Raw genomic sequence first — 25,467 nt, 5'->3', positions numbered from 1 at the left:
GCACGCCGTCAAGCACAAGAAACAGAACGCAAATGTCAGTTGCCGCATGAGATCACCACACATAACCCGTCACGGAAAAATACAGCCCCTGCTGATCCTTGGCACCGGCAATATCACCTAGCTCAGCCCAAGCGGCGGTGACATTAATATGTTTATTAGGGAACCAGGCCAGAAACAGGTCCGCCCAGTCGTCCTCTTGCGCAAAACCCAGGTTATCAGGCTTCTGCCGGTAATCGATGCCTACTGCCAGACGGCGGTTCAGCAGCACCGCCAGTGAGCCTTCCACCTGCCAGGATGCGTCCGACGCCTTATCTCCGCCAAAGCCCAGAAAGCCGATCTGATTAGCTTTGGTACGGCGCACTGTCAGGTTCCAGAGCAGGTTATAACCCGCCACAGCCCCAAGGTGCACTTTGGACGCGGCCAGATAGATATCATTACCACTGCGGTTGTTTTTGGCGCCCACCAGTCCGGCAATATCACCATCCAGCAGACGCTTATACTGAATCCCGACACTCACCTGAGGTAGCGCACTATAGACCAGGTCACCGTAGAGTCTCACCTTGGCCCCAATCACCTTCTGGTCAATATCGGTATGCAAACTATTCAAATGAAACGACTGATGCGCAACGGACAATTCAGCCCGATCAAACAAGCCTACCGCAACGCCATAACTGTCCAGGGCATAATCATCCACCTCAACCCGGGTGCGAAATACCGACATAGAGGTTTCATCGCGGCTGTCATAACCGGCTAGCACCGCCCAGGGCACAATGCCACCCCCCGCGGCACCTTCAATATTGGTGGTGGCCGCGGTGGCAATCAGTTTGCCCTGCCCGGCCCACAAGTAAGGAGCAAGTAAAAACAGGCATAGACACAGCCCAACCTGTCTCACTCTACTACCCCTGAGACAGAGGGTTTAAGGTCTTCAACGCTGAACTGCTGCAACCAGCTGACAAACTCAGCCGCTGGCAGGGGTCGAGAGATCAAATAACCCTGCGCCCAAGCACAACCCCAACCGGAAAGAATGTCCAGCGACTCAATATTCTCAACACCCTCTGCCACTACATCCAGCTCAAAGCTGTCGGCAAGTTCGATGGTCGATTTCACAATAGTCTGGTCATTCACATCTTCTGACAGATGCATCACAAACTCTCGGTCAATTTTCAGTACATTGACCGGCATATTCTTCAGCTGGGACAGGGATGAATAACCGGTACCAAAGTCATCAATGGCCAGCTCCAATCCGGAATTTCTGAAGCGCTGCAGCAGCGCAATCGCTTGTTCCGGCTGGTGCATCAATTCGCTTTCAGTAATTTCGAAGGCCAGGTTTTCCGGCCGTAACTTATGCTTGCGTAGCTGGTGGAAAATAATGTCGAGCATATCTTCACGGGCGATATCCTGCACCGACAAGTTGATAGCCACCTGAATGCTATGACCAAGCTGCAACCAGTACGCAACCTGCTCTGCCACCGAACCAATGATCCACTCGGTGAGTGAGTTAATCAGGCCCGACTGCTCCGCCAGTGGAATAAACACATCCGGCGGGATAAACCCCTGCTCCGGATGAATCCAACGAATCAAAGCCTCGGCTCGGTTCACCCGACCCGTTTTCAGATGCAGCTTAGGCTGGTAATACATCTGCAAACCCCGGCCTTTATCCCGCATCGAACTGCGCAGATCTTCAACGATTTTCAGCCGCCGGACATAATCCTGCTCCTGACCTGCCTGATAAAAATGAATGCCATTGTGCGCATAACGGGCAGAATCCATGGCAATATCCAGACGGCGCATCAGACCATGCGCATCCTCCACATCCGCCGGAAACTCCACCACACCGATATGAATTTCAAAATTCACATTGATGCCGTCAGCTTCCGCCGCCAGACGCACCATGTTCGACATGGTTTTAACCGACTGATCATGACAAGGGCCATCCAGCTTAGCCACGAAGCTGCCACCCCCATGCCGCGCCACTAACGGCACCATCGGCTTAAGCCGGTCACACAGGCTGATCAGTGACTTGTCCGCCGTAGAAGGACCAAACATGTCGTTGATCTGACGAAAGTTACTGACCCTGAAACCCATCAGGTAAAAGCTTTCACCTTCCGTAATGCAACTTTGAATGCTCTGGGTAAATGTCTGCCGGTTAATAACACCGGTGGTCACGTCATGGGTTGCCTGAAAGATAATTTTTTCTTCGCGCTCATGCAGTTCATCCTGCATGTTGGAAAATGCCGAAATCAGATCGTTAAACTCTCGGGTTTCCGCCTTAACATTGAGCTGGCTTTTGAAACTACCTGCTGCAATTCTGCGCGTCACACCCACCAACTGACGCAGTGGTCGGCTGATCTGTCGGGAAAATAGCAAACCCGCCACCAAGGCAACCACCAAGGCAAAAATAACAATGGCAATAATCGTTAACTGTAGCCGGTCAAACTCACTGAATACTCGGCGCAGATCATCCGTCAACATGACATCAATGGTGCCGCTGACCCCCAGATAAATAGGCAGCGTCTGCGACTGTAATACCGGACGATGGCTAAAAGAGGTGGCCCAACTCAGCTGGGTGGTTTTTAGCAGTGCTTCGGTGGTCACCCCAGGTAAGGTGCTGATCACATTATCCGGCAAGCCCTCCTGCTCCACCAGAAAACTCAACTCCAGGCCGGTAATCCGCTTCAGGCTTGCCGCCAGGGCGTTATCAATTTCAAAGCCGATGACAGCGACACCGATTGGCAAAGGCGCCTCAACCGGGACCAGCACCAACTGGTAAGCCTTGCCTCTCAGCGGTGCCACAATAGAGGCACCACCTTGGCCCACCAGCCTGCTGAAATCCACTTCTGACTGCAGCGTTTCCAGGGCAACATTATCGATACCGACCGCATACTCCGGGACACCCCTCAGGCTGATAATTGCCATGATATCGGCTTCGATACGAGAAACGTGGTTCTCTAATGCACTGACGATAGTGCCACCATCCCGACTGGCCACCGCACCACGAAAACCAAAATCTGCCGCCAGTACCTCAGCCGAATTGACCAGCTGTTGTTCCCGTTCGCTCATAACCTGCTCAAACACCTTCGTACCCACAGAAAGGTCACGGCTGATCTGTTGCTGCGCAAACCGGAAGGTCGAGATCCACACCGACACCATGACAGCCAGGGCTGCCAGAAGTAACAAGCTGCCGATCAGTGAGCTGATCCTGAAACTGAGGGTTCTAATCATGATGATGTTTAAATCTGTTTTTAAAAGAGTTGGCCTGACGTGGGACTTCAGGTTCTATCGCAACGGGGAAAACCAGCAGGCCTGTATCATGGTTAAGTGAAACCCCATGCAACTGATTAATTTCACCCGTCTGCCGGGGATGCCAGACCATCACCTGAGACGGTGCTGCAGCAGGTAGTGTTAGCCTGCCATTGGCGTCGGTGACAGCACTCCATTCATTATCGGTCACCAGAATGTAACCGCGCATCTGGTCATGGATGTTGCAGCCAAGCACCACCAGCCCCGCCTGATCAAACAATACCGGTTGGCTGGGGACACCGCTGTAGAGCTTTATCTCGAAGGGCTTGGCCTGGGAAAAGGAATACACGTGGTGACGAATATCATCACTGTTCGGAAAACTGACCAACTGACGTTTAGCAATAGACATGACATGGGGCGCGAACGACTTGTCTACCTGGTCCATAATAGCCGGAGTATCCACCGCCACTTTGGCCAAGCCAGGTACAATCACCACGGCATCCGCCAACGGCTGACCGTCAGAATCATTTAACTGCACTGATGCGCCGAATCCAGCCGGGGCATGAGCAAACAATAATGCCCACACTAACGGGCAACACATCCAATTCCTTTTGGGTGACATCAGAGTAGATAAACTCTTCATGCGAACACTCTTTGGATGTTTTCTGGCAATACCAAGATACGTTAGCGGCGGTGCACTTGACCACTTGAACCCGAATGCAGAAAACCTAAGCATCTATTTGTACTACCACCGATCGACAAGGGCGTGGATTGAACCTCAAGCCACCCACCAAGGTTAGACATCAATGCAAGGATCTACCAATGTCCATCTGTCACACTACCGATATTCAGTACCCGGCGACAGGTAGCCGACCGGGGTCTTCACCCGTTTGATCCAGCGCATTTTTTTATAGTACCTTTTGCTTAGTCTAATCAGGCTGACAGAAGTCTAAACTGTCCAGACGCCATACTATCCAATTAAGTGAACAAAATGTCGGTTAAATTCAAACAGTGGTTGGCAACCTGCCTGCTCTTGGCCAGTGGCATAACAGCGCATGCAGCCTCTACAAAAGACTGTGAGACACTCACGGCAACGGGCAACTCAGAATACCCTCCCTACCTTTGGCGGGAAGGCACAAATAACGGTCTGCTGGGTGCCAACAGAGCCATCATGGATGAGATAGGCAAACGGCTTGGCATCGAGATTCAATTGGTGGATGTCGGCTCATGGGCACGCGCCCAGGAAACTCTGAAAACCGGGCAGATCGATCTGCTTGCTGGCGCGTTCTATACCGTGCCACGCATTCAGTATATGGATTATGTGTATCCCGCCTTTCTGAATACCACCAGCGTGGTATGGCGCAAAAAAGACAACGCCCTAGCCTACACCAAGCAAGAAGATCTGATTGATAAATCAGTCACCACTGTCATCAATAACAGTTTTGGCCAGGCATTCGATGAGTTTGCCAAGGACAAGCTTGACCTGCAATATGTCACTTCACTGGAACAGGCGCTCAAGATGCTGATCCATGATCGGACCGACTTTGTGCTCTACGAAAAGAACCCCGGGCTAGCCTATGCCGACACGCTAAGCATGTCCGACCAGATCAATGCACTGGAACCAGCGATCAGCAGCGAAGGGTTATACCTGACTATCTCTCACCGTTCGGCCTGCAATACCGGCACCCTGCGCGGGTTGCTCGCCAAAGTGGTTCAGGAGATGCTACAGGACGGCTTTATGCAGGAAGCATTACAACAAAGCCTGAAGGACTGGCAGCAGTTTTCCCAGTCACGTAGCTAATATGCTACCTCGGTTTTACAGGTGCTCGATGACTAGATTCAACACTTTTTTACTTAGCTCCGCCAAAGCCTGCTGTCTGCTTACCAGCCTGTGCCTGCTCACGTCGGCGCAAGTACAAGCCGAACGTACTTTGCCGCAAGTCACCTGGTCCCGCACGGACTTTGCTCCCTATTTTATTGTGCAAGGCCCTTATGAGAACCAGGGTATCAGCGATAAGGTCATTCAATTGCTGATCTCGCAGATCCCCAGCTATCAACATCAAGCCATCGTTATGACCCTGCCACGCATGTTAAATGATGCCCAACAAGGTAAACCGATCTGCCACGCGTCGTTACTAAAAACGCAAGCACGTGAAGCCTTCATCGAATACAGCGATCCGGTAATGATCAATTATGCCAACGGCATCATCACCTCCGCAGCGGGTCTGCAAAAATTTGGCATGTCACCTGAAACCATCACCGACATTGACCTGGCCAGTCTGCGCGGCAAACCCCTCAGCATTATGGTGTATCAGGGGCGCTCTTATGCACCTCACATTGATCAGATCATTGCCGAGGATAGACGCACAGACAACTCCATCTTTCGGGTTAAAAGCGGCACCAGCGAGCATGACCGCCTGATCCGTCAGTTATTCGCTAAGCGCCTGGACGGATTTATGGGCCGCCCGGAAGAGGCCTACTTTGATAGCGTCAGCCACCATATAAGACAAAAGCTTTACCTGATCGGATTAACCGGACAACCACGCACGTCGGTCACGCGGATTGGCTGCACCAAAGGCAGCTGGAACGATGACTTATTGAAGGAGATTAACCGGTTAGTGAAAACGAAAACGATGCGCCAGGCCATCAACAAGGCTTACATTAACTGGCTGCCGGAGCAGTTAAGAGGAAGCTATGTCATGGACCAGGCAATCCATTTTGCCCCTGATACACTGGTGTTTAACCAACAGTGACCATGCGGTTTTTCCCCGCCGCTTTTGCTATATAAAGCCGCCGGTCGGCTTGCGCAAGCATTTCAATGATACGTGCCTCAGTGAGGCGCTCTGACTCGCAGCTGGAACCAATACTCAGGGTCAGGTTAATACTCTGGCCATCGTGCAGGGTAAATAACTGTTGCGATATCTCCTGCAGCAAACGCTGAAAAATCTGTTGTGCATTACCTTTATCATCACTGATCGCGATGATGAACTCCTCACCGCCATAGCGCCCCACTAGATCATAGCTGCGTAACATCCCTTGCATATAACGGGCGACCGCCTGCAGTACCAGGTCACCGGATAGATGGCCGTAGGTATCATTCACCTGTTTAAAATCATCCAGATCACAAATCGCCAGATGCAAAGCATACCCCAGACGCTCACTGCGCTGAGCCTCCTTCACCAAGGCATCCATAACTGCACGCCGATTCAGCAAACCCGTCAGTTCATCATGGGTGGCCTGATATTTCAGCGCCTGACGCGTCTGATGCAATTCATGCAGCAAGCCCAATGTGCGCTCTGCCACACAAATCCGGGCCATCAGTTCAGTAGCGTTGAAGGGTTTGCAGATATAATCATCCGCACCATTACCCAAACCTTGCGCCACATCCTCGGTATTATTTTTACCCGTGACCAGAATGTAGTACGGCGGATTAAGTCGCGACTCCTGCTTAACCTTGCGACAAAGCTGCATGCCATCCATGATCGGCATCTCCCAGTCGATCAGCATCAAACACGGGCCCTGATTATCCAAATAGGCTCGCCAGGCAGCCTCACCATCGGCCACTTCAACAACATCATGGCCCATTTTCTCCACCAGACTAGACAGTACGACCAGCGTAGTAGGATCGTCATCTGCAATGATTACTTTCATACCTTTATCTCATCCAGCTTATGCTGCAGCGCTTGTTCAAGCTGCTGATAGTCATGTTCCAGGTCTACCAGCAGCGGTTCTATCTCAGACATGTTGTCCTCTTTACCCGCAATTTCCATGGCAAACACGGTGTAACGCAGCGCATCGCCACCGACATTATCGGCAGAGCCCTTCAATTTATGCGCCAGAGCGGACACTTGCGCCGTTTGCTTATCACTCACTGCCTGACGGATCTGCTGAATCAACTTGGGTGAACTATCAAGAAAGGTTGTAATAACCCGCTGCACCAATTGCGTATCACCCATGAGCAGCGCATGCATTTTCTGATCATTAAATACTGTCAGGGCTTCCTTGATCGTGTCAGCGGCTTCCTCTGTTTGCTTAACAATTTCAGTGTCAGCGCCTGCTGATAACTCGGGTGCAGTAAAATCTCCGGCCCACTTCTGTAACACCCGGTTTAATTTATCCAGCACGATTGGCTTGGCCATGTAATCATTCATCCCGGCAGCCAGACACTTATCCTCGTCACCGATCAACGCATTCGCCGTCATCGCCACAATCGGCACATTGCGGTTAAAGCCCGCCAGACCAGAACGGATAGATCGAGTCGCCTGATAACCATCCATCACCGGCATCTGACAATCCATCAGCACCAAATCGAACAGTGACTGCCGCAACTTCTCCAGCGCTTCTGCACCATTCTCTGCCGTGGCATAACGCACCCCCAGATGGCTGAGCATGCCCTCAGCAACCATGCGGTTGGTGGGATTATCCTCCACCAGCAGTACCTCAATCCCCTGCAGGTTCGCCGGGTGTTCAAGCAGGGCATGCAATTCAGCATTTTCATGAGTCAGAACGTTATACACCTGAATGTGCTGTACCGGCTTAATCACCTGTTGCTGAAATTCTGGGTAGCGGCTGATATCAAACAACACGTTATGGCCAATCAATACCGTTTCCACATGCTGTAACCGCGCATCAGCCCTAACCTGTCTGGCCAGATTAAATGCCTGCTGCTCTGGCCAGTCCTGATCGATCCAGACCTGGATATGCGGTTCACGTTCAATCAGATCGAGCAGGGTTGGCATCGCATTGGACAGGTCTGTCAGCGCTATCACCTCAGCGCCAAAATAGCGCATGGTACTCAACAGGTAGCGGCTGCTGGACGCGTTCCAATCCAGAACAACCACGGTGGGCAAACCTTTAATTTGCGGGGGCGTACCCTCTGATACAACCCGCACTGGCAGATTAAACCAGAACTCAGAACCTTGCGGGCTACTGTGCAAACCAATGGCACCGCCCATCAGATCCACCAATTTTTTACAGATAGCCAACCCCAACCCGGTACCACCAAATGCCCGGGTAACTGAATTATCCGCCTGGGTGAAACGCTCAAACAGGTTCTGTTGCTGCGCTTCCGGCACGCCAACGCCGGTATCCCGTACTGAAAACTGTACCCTCACTTTATCGCCGTCTGAGGGCATGCAGCTATAGTGCACCGAGACTTCACCCTGATCGGTAAACTTGATGGCATTACCAATCAGATTGACCAGGATCTGGCGGATCCGCACGCTATCCGAAGAAACCACCATCCGCAATGGCGGCGATGCCGGGCAGATCAGCTCAATGCCTTTTTTCTGCGCCACGGCAGAGAAACTCAGGGCCACATCATTAATCAGTGCATCCAGGTCGGTATCATGCGGGTCAATAGCCAACTGATCCGCTTCAATTTTGGAAAAATCCAGAATATCGTTAATGATCTGCAACAGCCCATTGGCGCTGCTGCTCAGCTGGCGCACCAAAATTTGCTGGTTGGCATTCAATTCGCTTTTCAACAACAGCTCGGCGATACCGATGACACCATTCATGGGGGTGCGAATTTCGTGGCTCATATTGGCCAGAAATTCACTTTTTGCGGTATTGGCTGAATCAGCTTTCTTTTTCAGTTCCAGCAACACCTGCTCTTTTTCTTCCGCATCCTGCAACGCGCCTGAACCCGTTTGAAACAGTGTTTCAAACGCCGCTTCCAGCACATCCAGCTCATCACGATCACTTGGTTTTGTCGGTTTGGCACGCACCAGACAATATGGGCTGTCCTTGTCACGCAAATCAGTTTGCGAAATATTGCCCCATTCGGCGGCCATTCGAGTCAGACGGCGGGTAACGGTGAGCTGAAAAATCTGGGTAATACTGAAAGCGATAACAATGATGATCAACGTAGTACTGATAAAACTGTACACCCCTTCGTTCAGTAACCGGGCTTGCTCCTCACTGAAATCTTTGCGCAATACCAGGGTACCCAACAGCATGTCTTCACCCTGGGTCTGGCGATGGTGCAACTGAAAACGCTGCTCAAGGGTATTACCGTGGATAACCTTCCTGCCGTAATGTTCTTTGGGGCTGCCATCGGTCAGCAATAACTCAGCCGAGGTGATATATGGCTGCTGAATCAGTGTCTGCATCTGCAACTTGACCTGCGGCAGGTCAAACGCCCAGATACTGGTACTGAGGGTAGGCAGAAAAGTATTGCCCACCTCCGCTATCTGGTTCTCCAGGTAGGTATAACGCTGGTTGAAGTTGACGACGAACTGCACAGTAGTGGCAATAACCGATGTAACCAGACCAGCAATCACCGCCCAGAACACCAGCTTCCTTGCTATTTTGCTTTTCGCTGGCTTCCCGGTGCGAAGATCTTTGGATTGGAGCATGCTGTGAGATCTATCCATCAGGCCAGAATTGGATGTAACAATGAGAACCGAATGTCCTTATGTATAGCCCTGTTATCACGGTATTTCATTGATAAAGGTCTAAAAAATATCAGGTTAACCACGCCTGCCATCATTTGGCACGGGTTTAAACCGAACCAAAACAGAGTCAGCTCATGCGACATCAACCAGCAGAGCAACCTGCAAAACTGTCACACAGCCATTCTACAATTGGCCGTCTGAATAGCAAAACTGACTGATACTGACTTCTAATGCACCGTTCAATCCTGCTAGACAGCCTGCGTATTGTTGCCATTGTCCTGGTGTTTTTAGCCCATCTCGGCCAGCTATTAGGTCACAACAGTGGTGATTTTTTCGGCTGGAAGAATATCTATTTCGTCAGTTTGGGTGGTGTCGGCGTTAGCCTGTTTCTGGTGCTGTCTGGGGTACTGGCCGGGCTGGGGGCTACCCCACGCCATGCAGACCATGAGTGCTACCTGACCTACCTGCTGAAGAAAATCCTGCGTATTTACCCGCTTTATCTGCTATCAGTACCACTGGCGGTGCTGGGCTACGCCCTCAGTGAGGGTCTGTTACAGGGCGATTTTCCGGACATGTTTCCCAACGGCATCGCCACGGATCTGACCGGCAGCCTTACCGGCTTCTACGCCTGGGCCGGCCTCTGGGGCGGTCCTTACAACCCGCCCAGTTGGTTTATCTCACTGATCATGTCGCTGTACGCTCTGTGTCCACTGCTGTTGTGGGCCATAAAACGCAGACCGCACCAGGCCCTGCTGGCACTGTTCTGCATCAGCCTTGGCGCCCGTTACTATGTCGGTCAGTGGGGGATTCCGTTTGCCGACCCGTCGTTATACGACAACCTGCAAGGCTGGCTTTACCGTCAATATGGCGTTATGCCCGGTCGCCCCGGCGACTGGTTTCCACCCTGTCGCCTGTTCGAATTTGCGCTGGGCATCTATCTGGTCCTGCGCCTGCCCAACCGGTTCTGGTTCCGTCTCCAACTACCATTCAATAACGCCATCCGCTGGCTGAGTGACCTGGCGTTCCCGCTGTTTCTGGTGCACTACCCGTTTCTGTTTCTGGTCACGACACTGACCGACCTCGGTCTGCCGATGATGCTGGCGATTGCTGTTTATATGGGGCTAATGCTGGTACTGGCGCATTGGATTAACCAGCTGGATATGCGGATACCCCGCAAGCGGATTATTGCGCGGTTATAGGTATTTGCTTCCATTGTTTTTTTTTGCTGGGTAATCTCTTTTTCCACTGACGTGGAGTTAAGAGCGTGCGGCTGCACCCTCCCTTAACAATCTCTCCACCGCCCCGCGCCTTGCCCGCCGCACGGGTACCCTGCGCTACTCGCTGAACGCGGGACAACCAGAACTCGCTGCGCTCAAACATGCTGGCCATCTGATCCGCTTTACGCTGCGTTGCCCATAGGGCACAGGTACTCGACGTCGGTGAAGAGGGAATTTATCCGTGCCAACCTCAATAATCCGATGTCCTCCGCAGCATGGATGTAGCACCCCTTCCCCTTTTGCGCTGCCGAGCAATGCAGGTTGTAAGCGAATTGAGGGCGGAGCTGTCTGAGGCCGAAGGCCGAGTTCTTCGCCCGCGCTTACGACCGAATCGCGCAGGGAAGTCGCGTAGCGACCCAGCAGCGGGGCGGCTTTAGATTGTTAAGACCTTTGGCCGCCCAAAGGGCTTAACCCGCCTTAGGGCGGAAAAATGAAAGGTTTGACTACGCAGAAAAGACCTGCAAATAATTCCTTAAAGATATAAGGAAAATGGAGATTCCAACGTGCCGCACCAAAACCCTTTTTATGTATACGCGCTTAAAGATCCACGAGAAAAACCTGCGAAAGCGTTTTATATCGGTAAAGGCACAGGAAATCGTGCTTGGGAACATCAATCCAAAATCGATGATTCTGAGAAAGGGTATGTTATTCAGCAAATACATGAATCAGGCCTCAATGTTTTACACACTGTCATTGCCGACAATCTAACCGAAGAACAAGCTCTTAAAATCGAAGCTGAGTTAATCGCGGCATTTGGAATCCGTAACCATGGGGGGCTCTTAACAAACAAGATAAAACCCAACCCAAATACGATTTCCAAAAAGATTAAAATCAATATTCCAGAAGGCTGTTATGAACGCGCCCAAATGGGATTAGAGTTTTTAAAATCTGCGGTGATGGAGTTAGCAAAGGCGAACCCTAACGGAATTGGAAATGCCGATGCAGCTAAATATCTAGGACTTCAATCAGATTACGGCGGGGGTTCGAAGGATTATCTGAGTTACAGTATTTTGGGCATCCTAATGAACGAGGGAAAAATCGAGCGGACTGACAAGAAGAAACATATAGCTATCAATGAGTAAGGTTTTATTTTTACGCCTAAAATAACCGTTAACAATTGAAGAGTTGCTCAAACACCCTCCCCCTATATTCCTCACTCTCATTCACCAAATGGTGCCGCGCACCCGGCACCATACAAACCTCCAACTGCGGATAGACCCGCTGCAACACCGGCAAGTTGTACTGCCAATCCACCGTTTTATCCGCATCCCCCTGAACCACCCTTACCGGGCCCGGCAGGGCTGACTGCTGCTCCAGCGCATCGCCAAAATTCAACATCGCGCCTACCCAGCTCATTGGAATCTGGCGATACTGCAGCGGGTCATGCTGTTCCAGAAACGTGAGGAATGCAAGGTCATGGCTGCACTGGGTAAATTTACGTGGCACCTGCTTGAACATGCGCCGCAACCACGGGTAACGCCGTTTGATACTGCGCCACATGGCCGGACGTACCAGCGGCGCCAGCAGAATACGTTGCTGTACCTGCAGCGATAACGGCAGTGTTAACACCTGCTGCGCCATGATGACCGCGCAACCGGTACTCTGCCCCAGCAGGGAGAGTGGTTCGCTGATCTGCGGTTGCAGTTGGTTGATCAAATCAGCCAGCTGCTGGGCATAATGGCTAAAGTCGTGGATATGCAGCACCTCACCTGCCGACAGGCCATGGCCGGTCAGGTCATAACACATCACATCATAGCCTTGGTGCAACAGGTGCCGGATGAGGTGACCATACAATCCCATATGGTCCATATAACCATGCACCACCAGCACCGTGCCCCGACTCTTTGCAGGTTGCTGGTAATACTGCACCGCAGTATCGATTCCGGCACACTCAAGTAAGCCCAATTCCAGGCTGTAGCCCTGCGCCAGATCGGCCAGTCCATAGAACTTGAGATAGCTCTGGAGCTGAGGTGCCAGGCCGGACAGTGGCGTCAACGCCAGAGCTGGAAGCTGCTGCAGCAATTCAGCACGATTCAGAGTATTCATGCAGTTCTATTCCATAACAACGCAGTGACACTGCCGTACCGGCGAATGCCCTTTATTTGCTACAGGATAGCTGTAAATCTCCTATATAACTTAGCTAAATACTGGGTATACGCCGTGCAGGGGGCGACATTTTGATCAGTTTGGGGTAATGTTGCATCGCATAAAGCCGGGGGTTTCGCTCTGCACCAGCACCCGCTAAAAGGCACCATCTCGCTGGTCTACGCTCGGGATAGAGCATGAGCTTCGAGGCATTCGGCAAGTCACTATTTCTACTTAAAAATACGGTTCCCGGTCGCCTCGGACCCGAACCGTGTTACTACAACTGGGGCAATATCACTATGAGTCAAAGGGTAACGAGCGGTGGCCTGCAGGTCGCACAGGCTCTGTATGATTTCGTAAACAACGAAGCACTGCCGGGTACCGGCGTAACCAGCGAACAATTCTGGTCCGGGTTTGATGCCATTGTGCATGAACTGGCACCACGTAACCGTGAGCTGCTGACCAAGCGTGACGCTATCCAGGCACAGGTCGATGAATGGCACCGCGCCCGCAAGGGTCAGGCGTTTGATCTGGCAGCCTACAAATCTTTCCTGACCGAGATCGGCTACCTGCTGCCGGAAGGCGAAGATTTTACTGCGACAACCGCCAACGTTGATCCTGAAATGGCCACTATGGCTGGCCCACAGTTGGTAGTCCCGGTCATGAATGCCCGTTTCGCTCTGAACGCGGCGAACGCTCGCTGGGGCAGCCTATACGATGCACTGTACGGCACCGATGCTATCTCCGCAGAGGGTGGCGCTGAAAAAACCGCCGACTACAACCCGGCGCGTGGTGCCAAGGTTATCGAATTCGCACGTAACTTCCTGGATGACGCTGCGCCACTGGCGACTGGCTCACACAAGGATTCCGTCGGTTACACCATTACAGACGGCAAACTGGTTGTCAGCATGACTGACGGCAGCGAAACCGGACTGGCTCAGCCGGAAAAACTGGCAGGCTACCTGGGCGATACTGCTGCGCCAGATTCCATCCTGCTGGCAAACAACGGCCTGCATTTTGAAGTGCAGATCGACCGTGACAGCCTGATCGGTAAAGACGATGCGGCCGGTATTAAAGACATCGTGATGGAATCAGCCCTGACCACCATCATGGACTGTGAAGACTCCGTTGCTGCTGTAGACAGCGCCGATAAGGTTCTGGTTTACCGCAACTGGCTGGGGCTGATGAAAGGCGATCTGACTGAAGAAGTCAGTAAAGGTGGCAAGTCGTTCACCCGTACCATCAACGGCGACCGTGAATATACCGGTCTTGACGGCGCTACTGTAACCCTGAAAGGCCGCAGCCTGATGTTCGTGCGTAACGTGGGTCACCTGATGACCAACGAGGCGATTCTGGACAAAGACGGCAATGAAGTACCGGAAGGTATCATCGACGGCATGGTGACTACCCTGATCTCGATCCACGACATCAAGGGCAACGGCCAGTTCAGCAACACCACCACCGGTTCCATGTACATCGTTAAACCGAAGATGCACGGTCCGGAAGAAGTGGCGTTTGCCAACGAACTGTTCGGTCGCATCGAGGACGCACTGGGCCTGGACCGCTTCACCATGAAGATGGGTATCATGGACGAAGAGCGTCGTACCACCGTCAACCTGAAAGAGTGTATCCGCGTTGCCAAAGAGCGTGTGGTGTTCATCAACACTGGTTTCCTTGACCGTACCGGTGACGAGATCCATACCTCCATGGAAGCCGGCCCGATGATCCGCAAAGGCGACATGAAACAGGCTGCCTGGATCAGTTCTTACGAAAACTGGAACGTCGACAACGGTCTGGCCTGTGGCCTGAGCGGTCGCGCCCAGATCGGTAAAGGCATGTGGCCAATTCCGGATCAGATGGCCAACATGCTGGATGCCAAGATCGGCCACCCGCTGTCCGGTGCCAACACTGCATGGGTGCCATCACCAACCGCGGCTACCCTGCACGCACTGCACTACCACAAGGTCGATGTCTTTGCCCGTCAGGAAGAACTGAAATCCCGTGGCCGCGCGTCATTGGACGATATTCTGACCATCCCGGTTGAGAGCAACCCAAGCTGGTCTGCTGAAGAGATTCAGCAGGAGTTGGACAACAACGCACAGGGCATCCTGGGCTACGTGGTTCGCTGGATCGATTCCGGTGTCGGCTGTTCCAAAGTGCCAGATATCAACGATGTAGGCCTGATGGAAGACCGTGCAACGCTGCGTATTTCCAGCCAGCACATCGCCAACTGGCTACACCACGGCATTTGCACCAAGGAGCAGGTACTGGAAACCATGCAGCGCATGGCGGCGGTTGTTGACCGTCAGAACGCCAGCGATCCGACTTACCGTGCGATGGCACCTAACTTCGATGACAGCGTGGCCTTTGCTGCTGCCTGCGAACTAGTGTTTGAAGGCACCGTGCAGCCAAACGGTTACACCGAGCCGGTCCTGCACCGTCGTCGTATTGAAGCCAAAGCCAAGTTTGGCGCATAAGGGTTAAGCCCTTGCGATAAAAAGGCCGCTGTTTAGCGGCCTTTTTTGTACCCGCTAACCGGCGATCGGGCAAATTACCCGGGTTTAACGAAATATTTACAGCACCTAACCAATCCAAGAAGTGCTATCGTCAGAAGGACGATTGACCAACAACAATAATATGGAGTTACCCCATGCATAGCTTACGTAATGCTCTCCTACTGAGCGCCCTGATCAGCGGCCAGGCTTTAGCCGCTGGCAACATTGCCGTAACCGAATCTGTTCAGTTAAATGCCAAGCCAGCTGCCGTCTGGGCACTGGTGGGGGACTTCAATGGCTTGTATCGCTGGCATCCTGCCGTGATCAAAAGCCAGTCAACCTCAGACACCGGTCGCATACTCACACTGGGTAATGGTGCCACCATCAGTGAAACCCTGTTGAGTCAGGACAATGAGGCACACTCGTACAGCTACCGGATCGACGAATCCCCCCTGCCAGTCGCAAGTTATGAAGCAAGCATTGCAGTCAGTGCGACTGAGAACGGTAGTCTGGTGACCTGGTCATCCAGCTTTGATGCCTCTGGGGCCAGTGATGAAGAAGCCGCCAGCACGATTCGCGGTGTCTACAAGGCAGGTCTTGAGCACCTGAGCGACCTGTATAACTAAACTTCAGACGTTACTTTTGCGGTAGCTGGCCATCCCCCGGCTACCCTTTTCCCCAGCTGAACGGGTGCAGTTTCGCCCGGCTTTCTTGGCAGAGTACAACGCCTGATCCGCCTCTTTTATCACTTCATCGGCATCCTGGTGGTGCTCAGCCTTCTCGCAGAAGCCAATACTGATGGTCACTTTAACCACCTCACTAGCATCCACCTGATTCCGCTGCTGCTTGCCCTGCTTGGTATCTTCAGGCCGTTGGGGACTGCGAATCCGCATGGGATAGTTGGCAACCACCTCGCGCACCTCTTCCAGATACAGTCGCGCCTGGGGCTCCGTTTTACCGGGGAACAGAATAGTAAATTCTTCACCGCCGTAGCGATATGCGCGACCACCACCCTGCACTTTGGCGATTTTTGCCGCCACCATACGCAGCACCTGGTCACCGGTATCATGGCCATAGCGGTCGTTAAATTGCTTAAACCGGTCAATATCGATCATGGCGATGGTATACACCCGGCCCAAGGTATTAATTTTGGTATACAACGCCCGGCGCCCGGGAATTTCGGTCAGTTCATCAATAAATGCCATGCTGTAAGAGCTCTGAATCACAGCAGTGGCCAGCACCAGCAACGCAGCAGAGACAAACAATGCTGATATCAGTGGCCGGTCAAACCACAGCAACATCACAACTGCGGCCACCAGCGAAGCCAGCAACGCTGCATCCGCGGGGGCGCGACGCAGATAGAGCGAAACCAGCACTGGCAGCAACGACAAGCCAAAGATCCAGGCCGCAGCCTGACTCAGATAAGTTTCCAGGTAGAGCATTTCCAGCATCGACATCGGCAACCAGGGCAATAGGTAACCCAACCAGTTGCCAGCATCCAGCAGCAATATCAGCAGGTAACCCGGAGTCAGCAAAGCCAACTGCCGCAGCCCTGTGGGAGTAAACACACCCCGCTCGTTAAACAGCGCAATCAAGGCCGTATTCATGGGTAACAACAGAGAGAGCGCACTGAACAGCACATAGGCATCTGGATTATCCAGACTGGTTTGCAAACCACACCGGATCAGCGCGTAAGCAACACAGAGATTGAGTGCTGCCAGCAGTATTCGGCTGCGACGAAAACCGATCGCCAGCATGGCCACCGTCAGGCCAAGCACATAGGGCATCAGGGCAATAAGTGCCTGCTGCGCATCGGGCAGCGCGGCCACCGGATTGAGCGCAAAATAAGCCCCTGGCAACAGCAGAAGCATGGGAAGCAGCAGACTTAACCGACGTAACGCCACAAAGATGCCTTTATTGAACAACTAGTCTGAGGTGTTATCGGCCGCATATGGGAAAAATTTTATCTAAATCACACCCATTGAATATGCCGCTGGCCAGCATCACCCAAATGACACTTATACAGACATATAACCGGCCCCACCAGCCAGGACATTGCAGATGAGGCCTGGCGTGATGCGCCAGCCGACTTTACCCGATCCAGAGCAAGCCCTAGACTGAGCTGCCGACGGACAACCACTGCTGAACCGATGCCAGAGATACTGAACTCTCCCCTGCAAAGCTATCAACAGGCCCTTGCGGAAGGTTTTATTGATGACCCTGCTCAACAGCATGCAGTCGCAGTGCTGCAGGCGTGTTTTTTAGCTGTACATCAGCAGCCGGAACAGCCGACGCAAGGCGTATACCTTTGGGGACCAGTTGGGCGCGGCAAAACCTGGTTGATGGACCAGTTTTATCACAACCTCAGGTTACCCGCCCGACGCCAGCACTTTCATCACTTTATGCGCTGGGTGCACCGGCGGCTGTTTCAGTTAACCGGCACCCCAGAGCCGCTACAGGTCTTAGCGCATACGCTGGCACAAGAGATCCGGGTACTCTGTCTGGATGAGTTTTTTGTCAGTGATATCGGTGATGCCATGCTATTGGGGCCTCTGGTGCAGCAGCTATTCAGACAGGGCACACTGGTTGTGACCACCTCCAACCAGCCACCAGCACAGTTATATGCCGACGGTTTCCACCGCGACCGTTTTCTGCCGACCATTACGGCCATCGAGCAGCATATGCAGGTGGTGGCAGTCCACGGCAGCGAAGATCATCGCCTGCACCCGGGCACCCCGTTGCAGCGTTACTGGGTACAGCACGGCGCTAACAGCCTACTGCCGGAGCGGTTTGCCAAACTGAGTCACAGCCCAACCTGCCAGCACCCCATCACGCTCAACCATCACCGCCTTGACGTGGTACAGCACAGCCAGCAGGTGCTGTGGTGCAGTTATGCCCAACTCTGTGAAACACCACTGGCGGCGAATGACTACATTGAACTTTGTGACCGGTTTGAGCATATTTTTGTCAGTCAGTTGCCCTGCCTTTGTGCCGGGCAACAGGTCGCCAGCATTGCCCGCGGTACTGAAGATGCCTGCCTGCAGGTAACCACCGGCGACCGGCAATTACCTAAACAATCCATCAAGGATAACGGAGTACGACGGTTCATCGCACTGGTGGATGAGTGTTATGACCGCGGCGTGCCGCTCTGGCTGGAAGCAGAGGTGGCAATGACAGAGCTTTACCCACAGGGTTTTCTCAGTTTCGCATTCCGCCGCACCCTGAGCCGACTGCAGGAGATGCAGCTGGCTCGCTTTGGCCAACGCTAAAATCTGTTAACGTTAAACTATTCGCATCCAACACCGGAGGAACTCAGGTGAGTCTGCAAAGCCTGTACGCCCGTTACGCCAGTACCCTGCCCCCCGGCAAACTGGAATGGATCGGCCTGCGCCCGGCACGCCGGGAACCCATGCAAAGCTGCAACGCCGTGCAGGCACTGGCCGGACTGGGCTTGGCCGGTGACCATCGTTGCCAGAAGACCCCCGGTTCAGCACGCCAGGTCACCTTGATCTCCAGGGAGTTTATCCAGCAGATCGCCCAGCATTGTGGTTATGAACAGATTGATCCCGCCCGTTTACGACGCAACCTGGTGATCAGTGGCATCAACCTTAATGCCCTGCGCTACCAACGTTTTCAATTGGGGGGAGCGATTTTCGAAGCCACTGCCCTGTGTCACCCCTGTAGCCGCATGGAGCAGGCACTGGGTCCCGGAGGGGTAGCGGCCATGCTCGGTTATGGCGGGTTATGCTGCAAAGTTTTACAGACGGGCCAGATCCAGTTGGGTGACGAACTCAGGGTGCTGACAGAAGACAGTTCACAAATGAGTCTGTTCAGCCCTCATCCTGATGCGCCCAATCTACGTAACAGATAAAAACTGCAGAGAGCACGGTTATGCATCATGCTGAATTACTGACTGAATTTATCCGCCAACATCCCCGGCTGACAGTATTAACCGGTGCCGGGATCAGTACTGACAGTGGTATACCTGCCTACCGAGATGAAGCCGGGGTCTGGCAACATAAGCCTCCGGTACAACATAAGGTGTTTATGCAGGATCATTACGCCCGACAACGCTATTGGGCGCGTAGCCTGATTGGCTGGCCAATGATCGATAAAGCCCAGCCCTCTGCGGCACACCGCGCCCTGACAACCTTGGAAAACATGGGGCATGTACAGCAAATCATCACCCAGAACGTCGATGGCTTACACCAGAAAGCGGGTAGCCAGCAGGTGCTAGACCTGCATGGTCGTGCCGATGAAGTGGCCTGCATGAACTGCGGTCAACGTTATAGCCGCAATCAGGTACATCAACGTTCAGCCGAAGAAAACCCAGGGTTTTGTGGAGGCGCAGCCGACGTTCGACCGGATGGTGATGCCGATCTGGAGCGGGAGGATTTTGCCAATTTTCAGGTACCCGACTGCCATCAATGCGGCGGCATACTCAAGCCTGATGTGGTATTTTTTGGCGATAATGTACCCAAAGAAAAAGTCTTCAGCAGCCTGGATATAATGAAAAAAAGTGATGGCTTACTTACCATAGGAACCTCTTTAATGGTGTATTCCGGCTACCGCTACTGCCTGCGGGCGCGGGATTGTCAGCTACCCATTGCCGCCCTTACCCTGGGTATTACCCGGGCCGATCACCTGCTGCAACTGAAACTGGATGCGCCCATTTCAGAAACCCTGGATACCGCTGTGGCATATCTGCAGACAAGCTGAAATCATTGCAGCTCGGAGCGGTTGATCAGTTCATGCTGCATCGCCACCCGCAGCAGTTCGATATCAGACTGCACATTGAGCTTGCGCTTGATGATGTAGTGACAGTTAGCCACGGTCTTGGCACTGATATGCAGGGTTTCAGCGATGTCCGTTTTGCTTTTTCCCTCAACCAGCATCCGCAGGATTTCAAACTCCCGGGCGGTAAGCTCAGCCAACAGTCCCTTGTCACCGCCCAGACGTTCCAGCGCCAGCGCATGGGACATGTCATCACTCAGGGCAATCTTGCCCTGCATCACCTCTGCCACCGCTTTAAGTAGCACCTCCGGCTCGCTGCTTTTGGTGACATAACCTCGCGCTCCGGCTTCAATCGCTTTCATCGCCATGGCCGGATTCTGATGCATGCTGAAGATCAGCACTCTGGCCGCCGGATCAAACTGCCGAATCTGAATTAATGTCGCCAGACCACCTTTGCCTGGCAGGGACAGGTCCAATACCACCAGATCCGGTTGTTGCGTCCGATACAGGGCATAAGCCTGTTCGCCACTGGCCGCCTCGGCAACGAGCTCCAGATTGGCCTGTCGATTGAGTAGAGAGCGATACCCTTCACGCACAATGGCATGATCGTCCACCAGCAGGATACGTACCTTATTCATGCCAGTTTCCCTTCACTAAATGGCGGTAGCTCAATGTGCACCGATAATCCATCCCCCGGCGCATTGGTCATATTAAGTTCCCCTCCCAGGGCGCTGACACGTTCCCGAATACCCAGTAAACCATGCCCAGGCCTATCGACAAATTCGGTACTGAGGCCCTGGCCGTTATCCCGAATCAACAGGCTAACGGCACTGCCAGGGCCAGAACCACACACCAGTGTCACTTCTGCCTCGCTGGCTCCAGAATGCCGACTGATATTGGTCAGGCACTCCTGCACAATCCGCAACAGGTTAACCGCTACCGAGGCTGCCAACTGGTCCGGTTCCCCTTGCAGGGAAAGCTTCCAGCTTATCGCCTGGTGCTTGTTATTCCACTCCCGGACCAGCCCCCGCAAGCTTTCTGCCAGCCCCAGCTGATCGAGATCGGCCGGGCGCAACCGCAGTAACAGCCCTTTCACCAGATCCATCATATGCCGGCTGATCCGGGTGATCTGATCGGCCGGTTCAGACAACTGAGGATCGGTATGCAACGCTTCCGTCGACATCGCACTGGCCACGGCGCTCAGTCCCGCCAGTGATTGACCCAGCTCATCATGCAGCTCACGACAAAGATAACGCCTCTCCTCTTCCTGCAGATTCACCAGCTTCAACGCCAGGGCTTTACGCTCTTCCAAAGTCGCCTGCAGGTTTTCCGCCAAGCCGTTAATGGCAACACCGGTTTCCTGCCATTCAGTAATAGGAAAGGCCGGCACCCGTACCGACAGATCATCCTGCACCATCTGCCGCAGGCAGGCCTGGGTGATGCGTACCGGGCGCAACACCCAATGCAAAGCGATATAGAGCAGAATACAGAGTGTGAGCACAATAACGCAGGCCAGCTCCATCAAGTTACTCAGGGTATTCCAGGCACGTCCAACCTCAACCACCTCACTGGAAGATACTTCCACCAGCCCCTGCACCTGTCCTTTGTATCCCACATCCAGGCGCACCGGCTGAGCCGGGCTGAACAAGCTCAGATACAAGCTATCAAACCAGTCTGGCCAACGCTCTTCCGTCACGTCGCCCAGACACAGGCTGCGCAGCACTTCAATGTCCCGGTTGAGGTAGGTGACACACAAGCCAACATGGTTGGTGGATTTTTGCCAAAGATGGAAATCGGGGAAGTGTTTTAGAAATTCAAACTGGTTATCAATACGGTACAGCTGCAACTCCAGCTGTTGTTTGGCTACTTGTGCCGCCATCTCGGTGCGGGCGCGGGATGACTGATCCGACTGATGCAGTATAAACCCTGCTGACAATAGCAAGGCTACGCTGCCCGACAGCACCACCATCAGCATCAATAACAAATTCAGTCGCACTGTGGGCATAGACTCCATCCATCATACCAACCTGAAGCTGTATTTTAGGAACCCGGCAGGCACATGAACAGCCAGCCACAGGATTCGGGCAATTTGCCCGGTTACGTCGGTCTTTTTTCAGCTTACACTGAAACTGAGGTTGATTACTGTTTAGGTGCGTTCAAGCCAACATCACAAGGAGAGTTACCATGCACGCACAACCACTGTCAGCAGTCATCCCCTGGCAACATCTGGACGGGCTGGAGCATCTGGCCTTCAAAATTCTGCATATCGATGATGACCAACAACGTGCTGAAGTACTGTTTCAGTTCGAGGCACACCAGCCCATCATACTGCACCGCCACCGGGCACTGAATAAAACCCTGGTGTTAGAAGGACAACATATTATCTACCGCCCGGACGGCGAGATTGAAGAGGTTAGACCTACCGGGCAGTACACCGTTATCGAACCCAGTGAAGAGCCGCATTCGGAAAGCGGGGGTAACGGTGGTGCCATCGTGTTATTCAGTATTTTTGATAACGGCGGCCTGCCACTATATGAGTTGCTGGACGACCAGCAGAACATCGTGGCAAGCCTGAGCATGACGGATTTGGTGGCATTACGTCAGCCAGACGGCTGAGATGCTCCAACCGATATAAGATCACGTAACAATAACAAACAGGCGGGAGTCATTATGAAATTCTTTACCGGTACCCTGCTCAGCCTAATGCTGCTGAGCAGCACCAGCCATGCAGAGCCATCTCAAGCCGACTGGTCGATCTATGGTAATGGCTTACACAACCAGCGCTTCAGTACACTTGAGCAGATCAACCGCAGCAATGTACAGGCACTGACCCTGGCCTGGCGTTATGAGACCGGCATTAAGGCTTCATTTCAGACCAGCCCTATTGTGCTGCAGGGCGTAATGTATTTCAGTACCCCGTTTAACCATGTGGTCGCGCTGGATGCAGTCACCGGCAAACAACTATGGCGCTATGAACACCCACTGAAAAGCAAAAAAAGCTGCTGTGGACCCGCGAACCGTGGGGTAGCGGTGGCACAGGGTAAGGTATTCCAGGCCACCATTGATGGTCACCTGATCGCACTGGATCAAACCAGCGGCACACTACTCTGGGATATTCAGGTCGGCGACCTGAGCCTGTCGACTCAGGAAACACTGGGCAGCCTGCTGCAGGGTGCGAGCCTAGGCCAGAATACCAAAGTCATTGGTGGCACCAGCCACAGCTTCAATATGGCGCCACAGGTATTTGACGACAAAGTGATTATCGGCAGTACCGGCGCAGGTTACGGTTTACACCTGGATACTGACCAGGGGCTCAAGGTGGTAGGGCTAGGCGATGGCCGCACCGGTTTACGCGGCTTCCTGGCAGCATTTGATGTCAATAACGGCAAAGAGCTGTGGCGCTGGTACAGCGTCTCCGGTGAAACCTGGGTTGGCGACTGGGCCGAAACCACCACCGATGGTACGCCACTGCACCGAGACATTGCCAAAGAGCAAGCCAGCGGCGAACGCTTTAAAGACAGTTGGAAACTCGGTGGCGGCTCTATCTGGACCACCCCTGCGGTTGACCCGGACAGCGGCTGGCTGTTTGTCGGCACCGGCAACCCGGCACCGAATATGGATGATTCCACCCGCCCCGGCGATAACCTGCACACCTCCAGCCTAGTGGCCATCGACAGTAAAACCGGCCAGATGCAATGGGCTTTCCAGCAGGTGCCCCATGACCGCTGGGGCTATGACGTTTCCAGCCCACCAGTACTGTTTGATCTGGAGCAGAACGGCGAAACCATCAGAGCGGTGGGGCAGGCCGGTAAAACCGGTTGGTTTTATGTCCTGAATCGGGCAACCGGCGAACTGCTGTTCAAGTCTGAACCCTTTGTACCACAGCAGAACCTGTTTGCTGATCCGACAGAAACCGGCGTGACCGTAGCGCCCGGCATTGCTGGCGGCAGTAACTGGTCTCCGGTCGCCGTGAATAACCGGGCCAAGACTGCTTTCGTCGCTGGGGTGCATCGCCCCGCCACCTATTTTCGCAAGCCGTTAAAACTGGATGCCGACTTGCCCTGGCAGACCTATACCTATTTTGAATTCCCGGACAAAGACGTGTTTGGCACCCTGACCGCCATCAATCTCGACAACGGCAAAATCCGTTGGCAACAAAAAACCCGTCAACCCATGCTAGGCGGGGTACTGGCCACTGCCGGAGGGCTGGTATTCAGCGGTGAAGGTGATGGCGAATTTTTTGCCATGGATGCAAACAACGGCCAGAAACTGTGGAGTTATCACGCGCCTTACGGAGTCAACGCACCGGCCATCACCTATACCGTCGACGGTAAACAGTACATTGCTGTCGCTGCCGGGGGGAATAAACTGGCAGGATATGCCACTGGCGACCAGGTACTGGTGTTCGCATTGCCGGATAAACCCTGAACAATCAACCTGCTACTTGGGTAGCAAATTACCCCTCCGACCTTTTACCTGGCGGATGGTTGTAGTATCAACGTAATGGTTAGCCTAACAAGAGAAGACACTGTGTATCTGCCAATCGCCTATAAAACCATGCTCTACTGGCTGTTAATGGCTGGGGTGATGCTGTTTGGCATCTACATCAGCTGGGATCTGCAAGTACTGCAGACTATTCTCCAACAGGACAAAACCCGCATCAGTCTACTGATAATACTGATGCTGCTGGTGATGTCGGTACACTGCGCCAGACGCAGCTATTTCCTGGCACGGCAGTTCTTGATGTTTGACCATTTCCACCAGCAATTTAAGCGCGGCACACACCCCGGCATCAGCCAACCCTATAGTGAGGGCCGCTCACTGTCCCAGGATTACTTTGCCGGTTTGCTGAAAAGTCATAGCGCCAATCATGAAAACGAAAATGCGCTACTGGCCGAACTGCTGGCCGAAGGCGCTCGTGGCTCTCATCAGGTGGGCTGGTTTATCACTGGCCTGATGGTGAAGTTAGGCCTGCTGGGTACCGTGGTGGGGTTTGTCATCATGCTGAGTTCGATCTCGGGATTAGAGAATCTGGACCTGTCAGACATCAAGCAACTTATGCAGCAGATGACTCAGGGCATGGGGATTGCCATGAATACCACAATGACCGGCCTGGTATGTAGCATGTTGCTGGGCGCACAGTATCTGTTGTTGGATCGCATGGCTGATCGCTTAATTGCCGAAACCGTCAATCTGGGACACCGGTTTGGCGATCAACGTGCGGCAAACGGTTAAGTA

General features: G+C 53.2%; 21 protein-coding genes. 12 read left to right on the top strand and 9 right to left on the bottom strand.

Translation table 11 applies throughout. The features are described from left to right. Positions 1-52 precede the first annotated feature (52 nt). From ACFVYJ_RS04700 to ACFVYJ_RS04690, 3 genes are read right to left on the bottom strand one after another with little or no spacing between them, the layout of a single operon-like run. Positions 53-892, bottom strand: coding sequence for a DUF3034 family protein (locus ACFVYJ_RS04700; protein WP_419413887.1), 840 nt, complete (start codon positions 890-892; stop codon positions 53-55). Then, complete coding sequence (locus ACFVYJ_RS04695) at positions 889-3,222, bottom strand: putative bifunctional diguanylate cyclase/phosphodiesterase (RefSeq protein WP_419413886.1); 2,334 nt, start codon at positions 3,220-3,222, stop codon at positions 889-891. Before ACFVYJ_RS04695 ends, ACFVYJ_RS04700 begins: the two co-directional genes overlap by 4 nt. Beyond that, positions 3,215-3,883, bottom strand: coding sequence for a methylamine utilization protein (locus ACFVYJ_RS04690; RefSeq protein WP_419413885.1), 669 nt, complete (start codon positions 3,881-3,883; stop codon positions 3,215-3,217). Before ACFVYJ_RS04690 ends, ACFVYJ_RS04695 begins: the two co-directional genes overlap by 8 nt. A 348-nt stretch (positions 3,884-4,231) precedes the next feature. On the opposite strand from ACFVYJ_RS04690, the gene ACFVYJ_RS04685 reads away from it, so the two are divergent. Next, positions 4,232-5,041, top strand: coding sequence for a substrate-binding periplasmic protein (locus ACFVYJ_RS04685; protein ID WP_419413884.1), 810 nt, complete (start codon positions 4,232-4,234; stop codon positions 5,039-5,041). A gap of 28 nt (positions 5,042-5,069) precedes the next feature. Then, positions 5,070-5,993 (top strand): TIGR02285 family protein, encoded by a 924-nt coding sequence (locus ACFVYJ_RS04680; RefSeq protein WP_419413883.1) that lies wholly within the window; start codon positions 5,070-5,072, stop codon positions 5,991-5,993. On the opposite strand, the gene ACFVYJ_RS04675 is transcribed toward ACFVYJ_RS04680, so the two are convergent. After that, on the bottom strand, positions 5,980-6,891 hold the full coding sequence (locus tag ACFVYJ_RS04675) for a GGDEF domain-containing response regulator (RefSeq protein ID WP_419413882.1): 912 nt from the start codon (positions 6,889-6,891) through the stop codon (positions 5,980-5,982). The two genes, ACFVYJ_RS04680 and ACFVYJ_RS04675, sit on opposite strands and share 14 nt — an antisense overlap. Continuing rightward, positions 6,888-9,599, bottom strand: coding sequence for a hybrid sensor histidine kinase/response regulator (locus tag ACFVYJ_RS04670; protein ID WP_419413881.1), 2,712 nt, complete (start codon positions 9,597-9,599; stop codon positions 6,888-6,890). The genes ACFVYJ_RS04675 and ACFVYJ_RS04670 overlap by 4 nt, the downstream gene beginning before the upstream one ends. A gap of 269 nt (positions 9,600-9,868) precedes the next feature. Here ACFVYJ_RS04670 and ACFVYJ_RS04665 point away from each other — a divergent pair, with 269 nt between their 5' ends. Further along, entirely contained in the window at positions 9,869-10,837 is a 969-nt protein-coding gene (locus ACFVYJ_RS04665; RefSeq protein ID WP_419413880.1) for an acyltransferase family protein, read from the top strand. Between the two features lie 581 nt (positions 10,838-11,418). Then, positions 11,419-11,997: an LEM-3-like GIY-YIG domain-containing protein gene (locus tag ACFVYJ_RS04660; protein ID WP_419413879.1), complete on the top strand. Its 579-nt coding sequence runs from the start codon at positions 11,419-11,421 to the stop codon at positions 11,995-11,997. Between the two features lie 28 nt (positions 11,998-12,025). Here the strand turns inward: ACFVYJ_RS04660 and ACFVYJ_RS04655 are convergent, their stop codons facing one another. Continuing rightward, positions 12,026-12,961, bottom strand: a complete 936-nt coding sequence (locus ACFVYJ_RS04655; RefSeq protein ID WP_419413878.1) for an alpha/beta hydrolase — start codon at positions 12,959-12,961, stop codon at positions 12,026-12,028. Between the two features lie 338 nt (positions 12,962-13,299). Here ACFVYJ_RS04655 and ACFVYJ_RS04650 point away from each other — a divergent pair, with 338 nt between their 5' ends. Next, positions 13,300-15,477 carry a malate synthase G gene (locus ACFVYJ_RS04650; RefSeq protein WP_419413877.1) on the top strand — a complete coding sequence of 726 codons (2,178 nt, stop codon included), beginning with the start codon at positions 13,300-13,302 and terminating at the stop codon, positions 15,475-15,477. A 173-nt stretch (positions 15,478-15,650) separates the two neighbouring features. Beyond that, positions 15,651-16,121 carry an SRPBCC family protein gene (locus tag ACFVYJ_RS04645; RefSeq protein ID WP_419413876.1) on the top strand — a complete coding sequence of 157 codons (471 nt, stop codon included), beginning with the start codon at positions 15,651-15,653 and terminating at the stop codon, positions 16,119-16,121. Between the two features lie 3 nt (positions 16,122-16,124). On the opposite strand, the gene ACFVYJ_RS04640 is transcribed toward ACFVYJ_RS04645, so the two are convergent. Next, positions 16,125-17,399, bottom strand: a complete 1,275-nt coding sequence (locus tag ACFVYJ_RS04640) for a GGDEF domain-containing protein (protein ID WP_463254974.1) — start codon at positions 17,397-17,399, stop codon at positions 16,125-16,127. Positions 17,400-17,645: 246 nt separating this feature from the next. Here ACFVYJ_RS04640 and zapE point away from each other — a divergent pair, with 246 nt between their 5' ends. The 3 genes from zapE to ACFVYJ_RS04625 are packed head-to-tail and all read left to right on the top strand — an operon-like array spanning position 17,646 to position 20,214. After that, positions 17,646-18,764, top strand: coding sequence for a cell division protein ZapE (gene zapE, locus ACFVYJ_RS04635; RefSeq protein WP_419413874.1), 1,119 nt, complete (start codon positions 17,646-17,648; stop codon positions 18,762-18,764). Between the two features lie 47 nt (positions 18,765-18,811). Next, positions 18,812-19,366, top strand: a complete 555-nt coding sequence (locus ACFVYJ_RS04630) for an MOSC domain-containing protein (RefSeq protein WP_419413873.1) — start codon at positions 18,812-18,814, stop codon at positions 19,364-19,366. Between the two features lie 20 nt (positions 19,367-19,386). Then, on the top strand, positions 19,387-20,214 hold the full coding sequence (locus ACFVYJ_RS04625; protein ID WP_419413872.1) for an NAD-dependent protein deacetylase: 828 nt from the start codon (positions 19,387-19,389) through the stop codon (positions 20,212-20,214). A 2-nt stretch (positions 20,215-20,216) separates the two neighbouring features. Here ACFVYJ_RS04625 and ACFVYJ_RS04620 read toward each other — a convergent pair whose 3' ends face one another. After that, on the bottom strand, positions 20,217-20,867 hold the full coding sequence (locus tag ACFVYJ_RS04620) for a response regulator transcription factor (RefSeq protein ID WP_419413871.1): 651 nt from the start codon (positions 20,865-20,867) through the stop codon (positions 20,217-20,219). Continuing rightward, positions 20,864-22,234, bottom strand: coding sequence for a HAMP domain-containing sensor histidine kinase (locus ACFVYJ_RS04615; protein WP_419413870.1), 1,371 nt, complete (start codon positions 22,232-22,234; stop codon positions 20,864-20,866). Before ACFVYJ_RS04615 ends, ACFVYJ_RS04620 begins: the two co-directional genes overlap by 4 nt. 179 nt (positions 22,235-22,413) lie before the next feature. Here ACFVYJ_RS04615 and ACFVYJ_RS04610 point away from each other — a divergent pair, with 179 nt between their 5' ends. The 3 genes from ACFVYJ_RS04610 (at position 22,414) to ACFVYJ_RS04600 (ending at position 25,464) form a co-directional block, all read left to right on the top strand. Continuing rightward, complete coding sequence (locus tag ACFVYJ_RS04610) at positions 22,414-22,845, top strand: cupin domain-containing protein (protein WP_419413869.1); 432 nt, start codon at positions 22,414-22,416, stop codon at positions 22,843-22,845. Positions 22,846-22,899: 54 nt separating this feature from the next. Next, positions 22,900-24,657 carry a pyrroloquinoline quinone-dependent dehydrogenase gene (locus ACFVYJ_RS04605; protein WP_419413868.1) on the top strand — a complete coding sequence of 586 codons (1,758 nt, stop codon included), beginning with the start codon at positions 22,900-22,902 and terminating at the stop codon, positions 24,655-24,657. Between the two features lie 102 nt (positions 24,658-24,759). Then, positions 24,760-25,464: a MotA/TolQ/ExbB proton channel family protein gene (locus ACFVYJ_RS04600; RefSeq protein WP_419413867.1), complete on the top strand. Its 705-nt coding sequence runs from the start codon at positions 24,760-24,762 to the stop codon at positions 25,462-25,464. The last annotated feature ends 3 nt before the right edge of the window (positions 25,465-25,467 follow it).

Source organism: Pontibacter sp. JAM-7 (assembly GCF_048548695.2).
In the GTDB taxonomy this organism is placed as follows: Bacteria; Pseudomonadota; Gammaproteobacteria; order Pseudomonadales; family Balneatricaceae; genus Neptuniibacter.
Note: the sequence above shows the minus strand (reverse complement) of the source record. Positions and strands in the feature narration are given on the sequence as shown.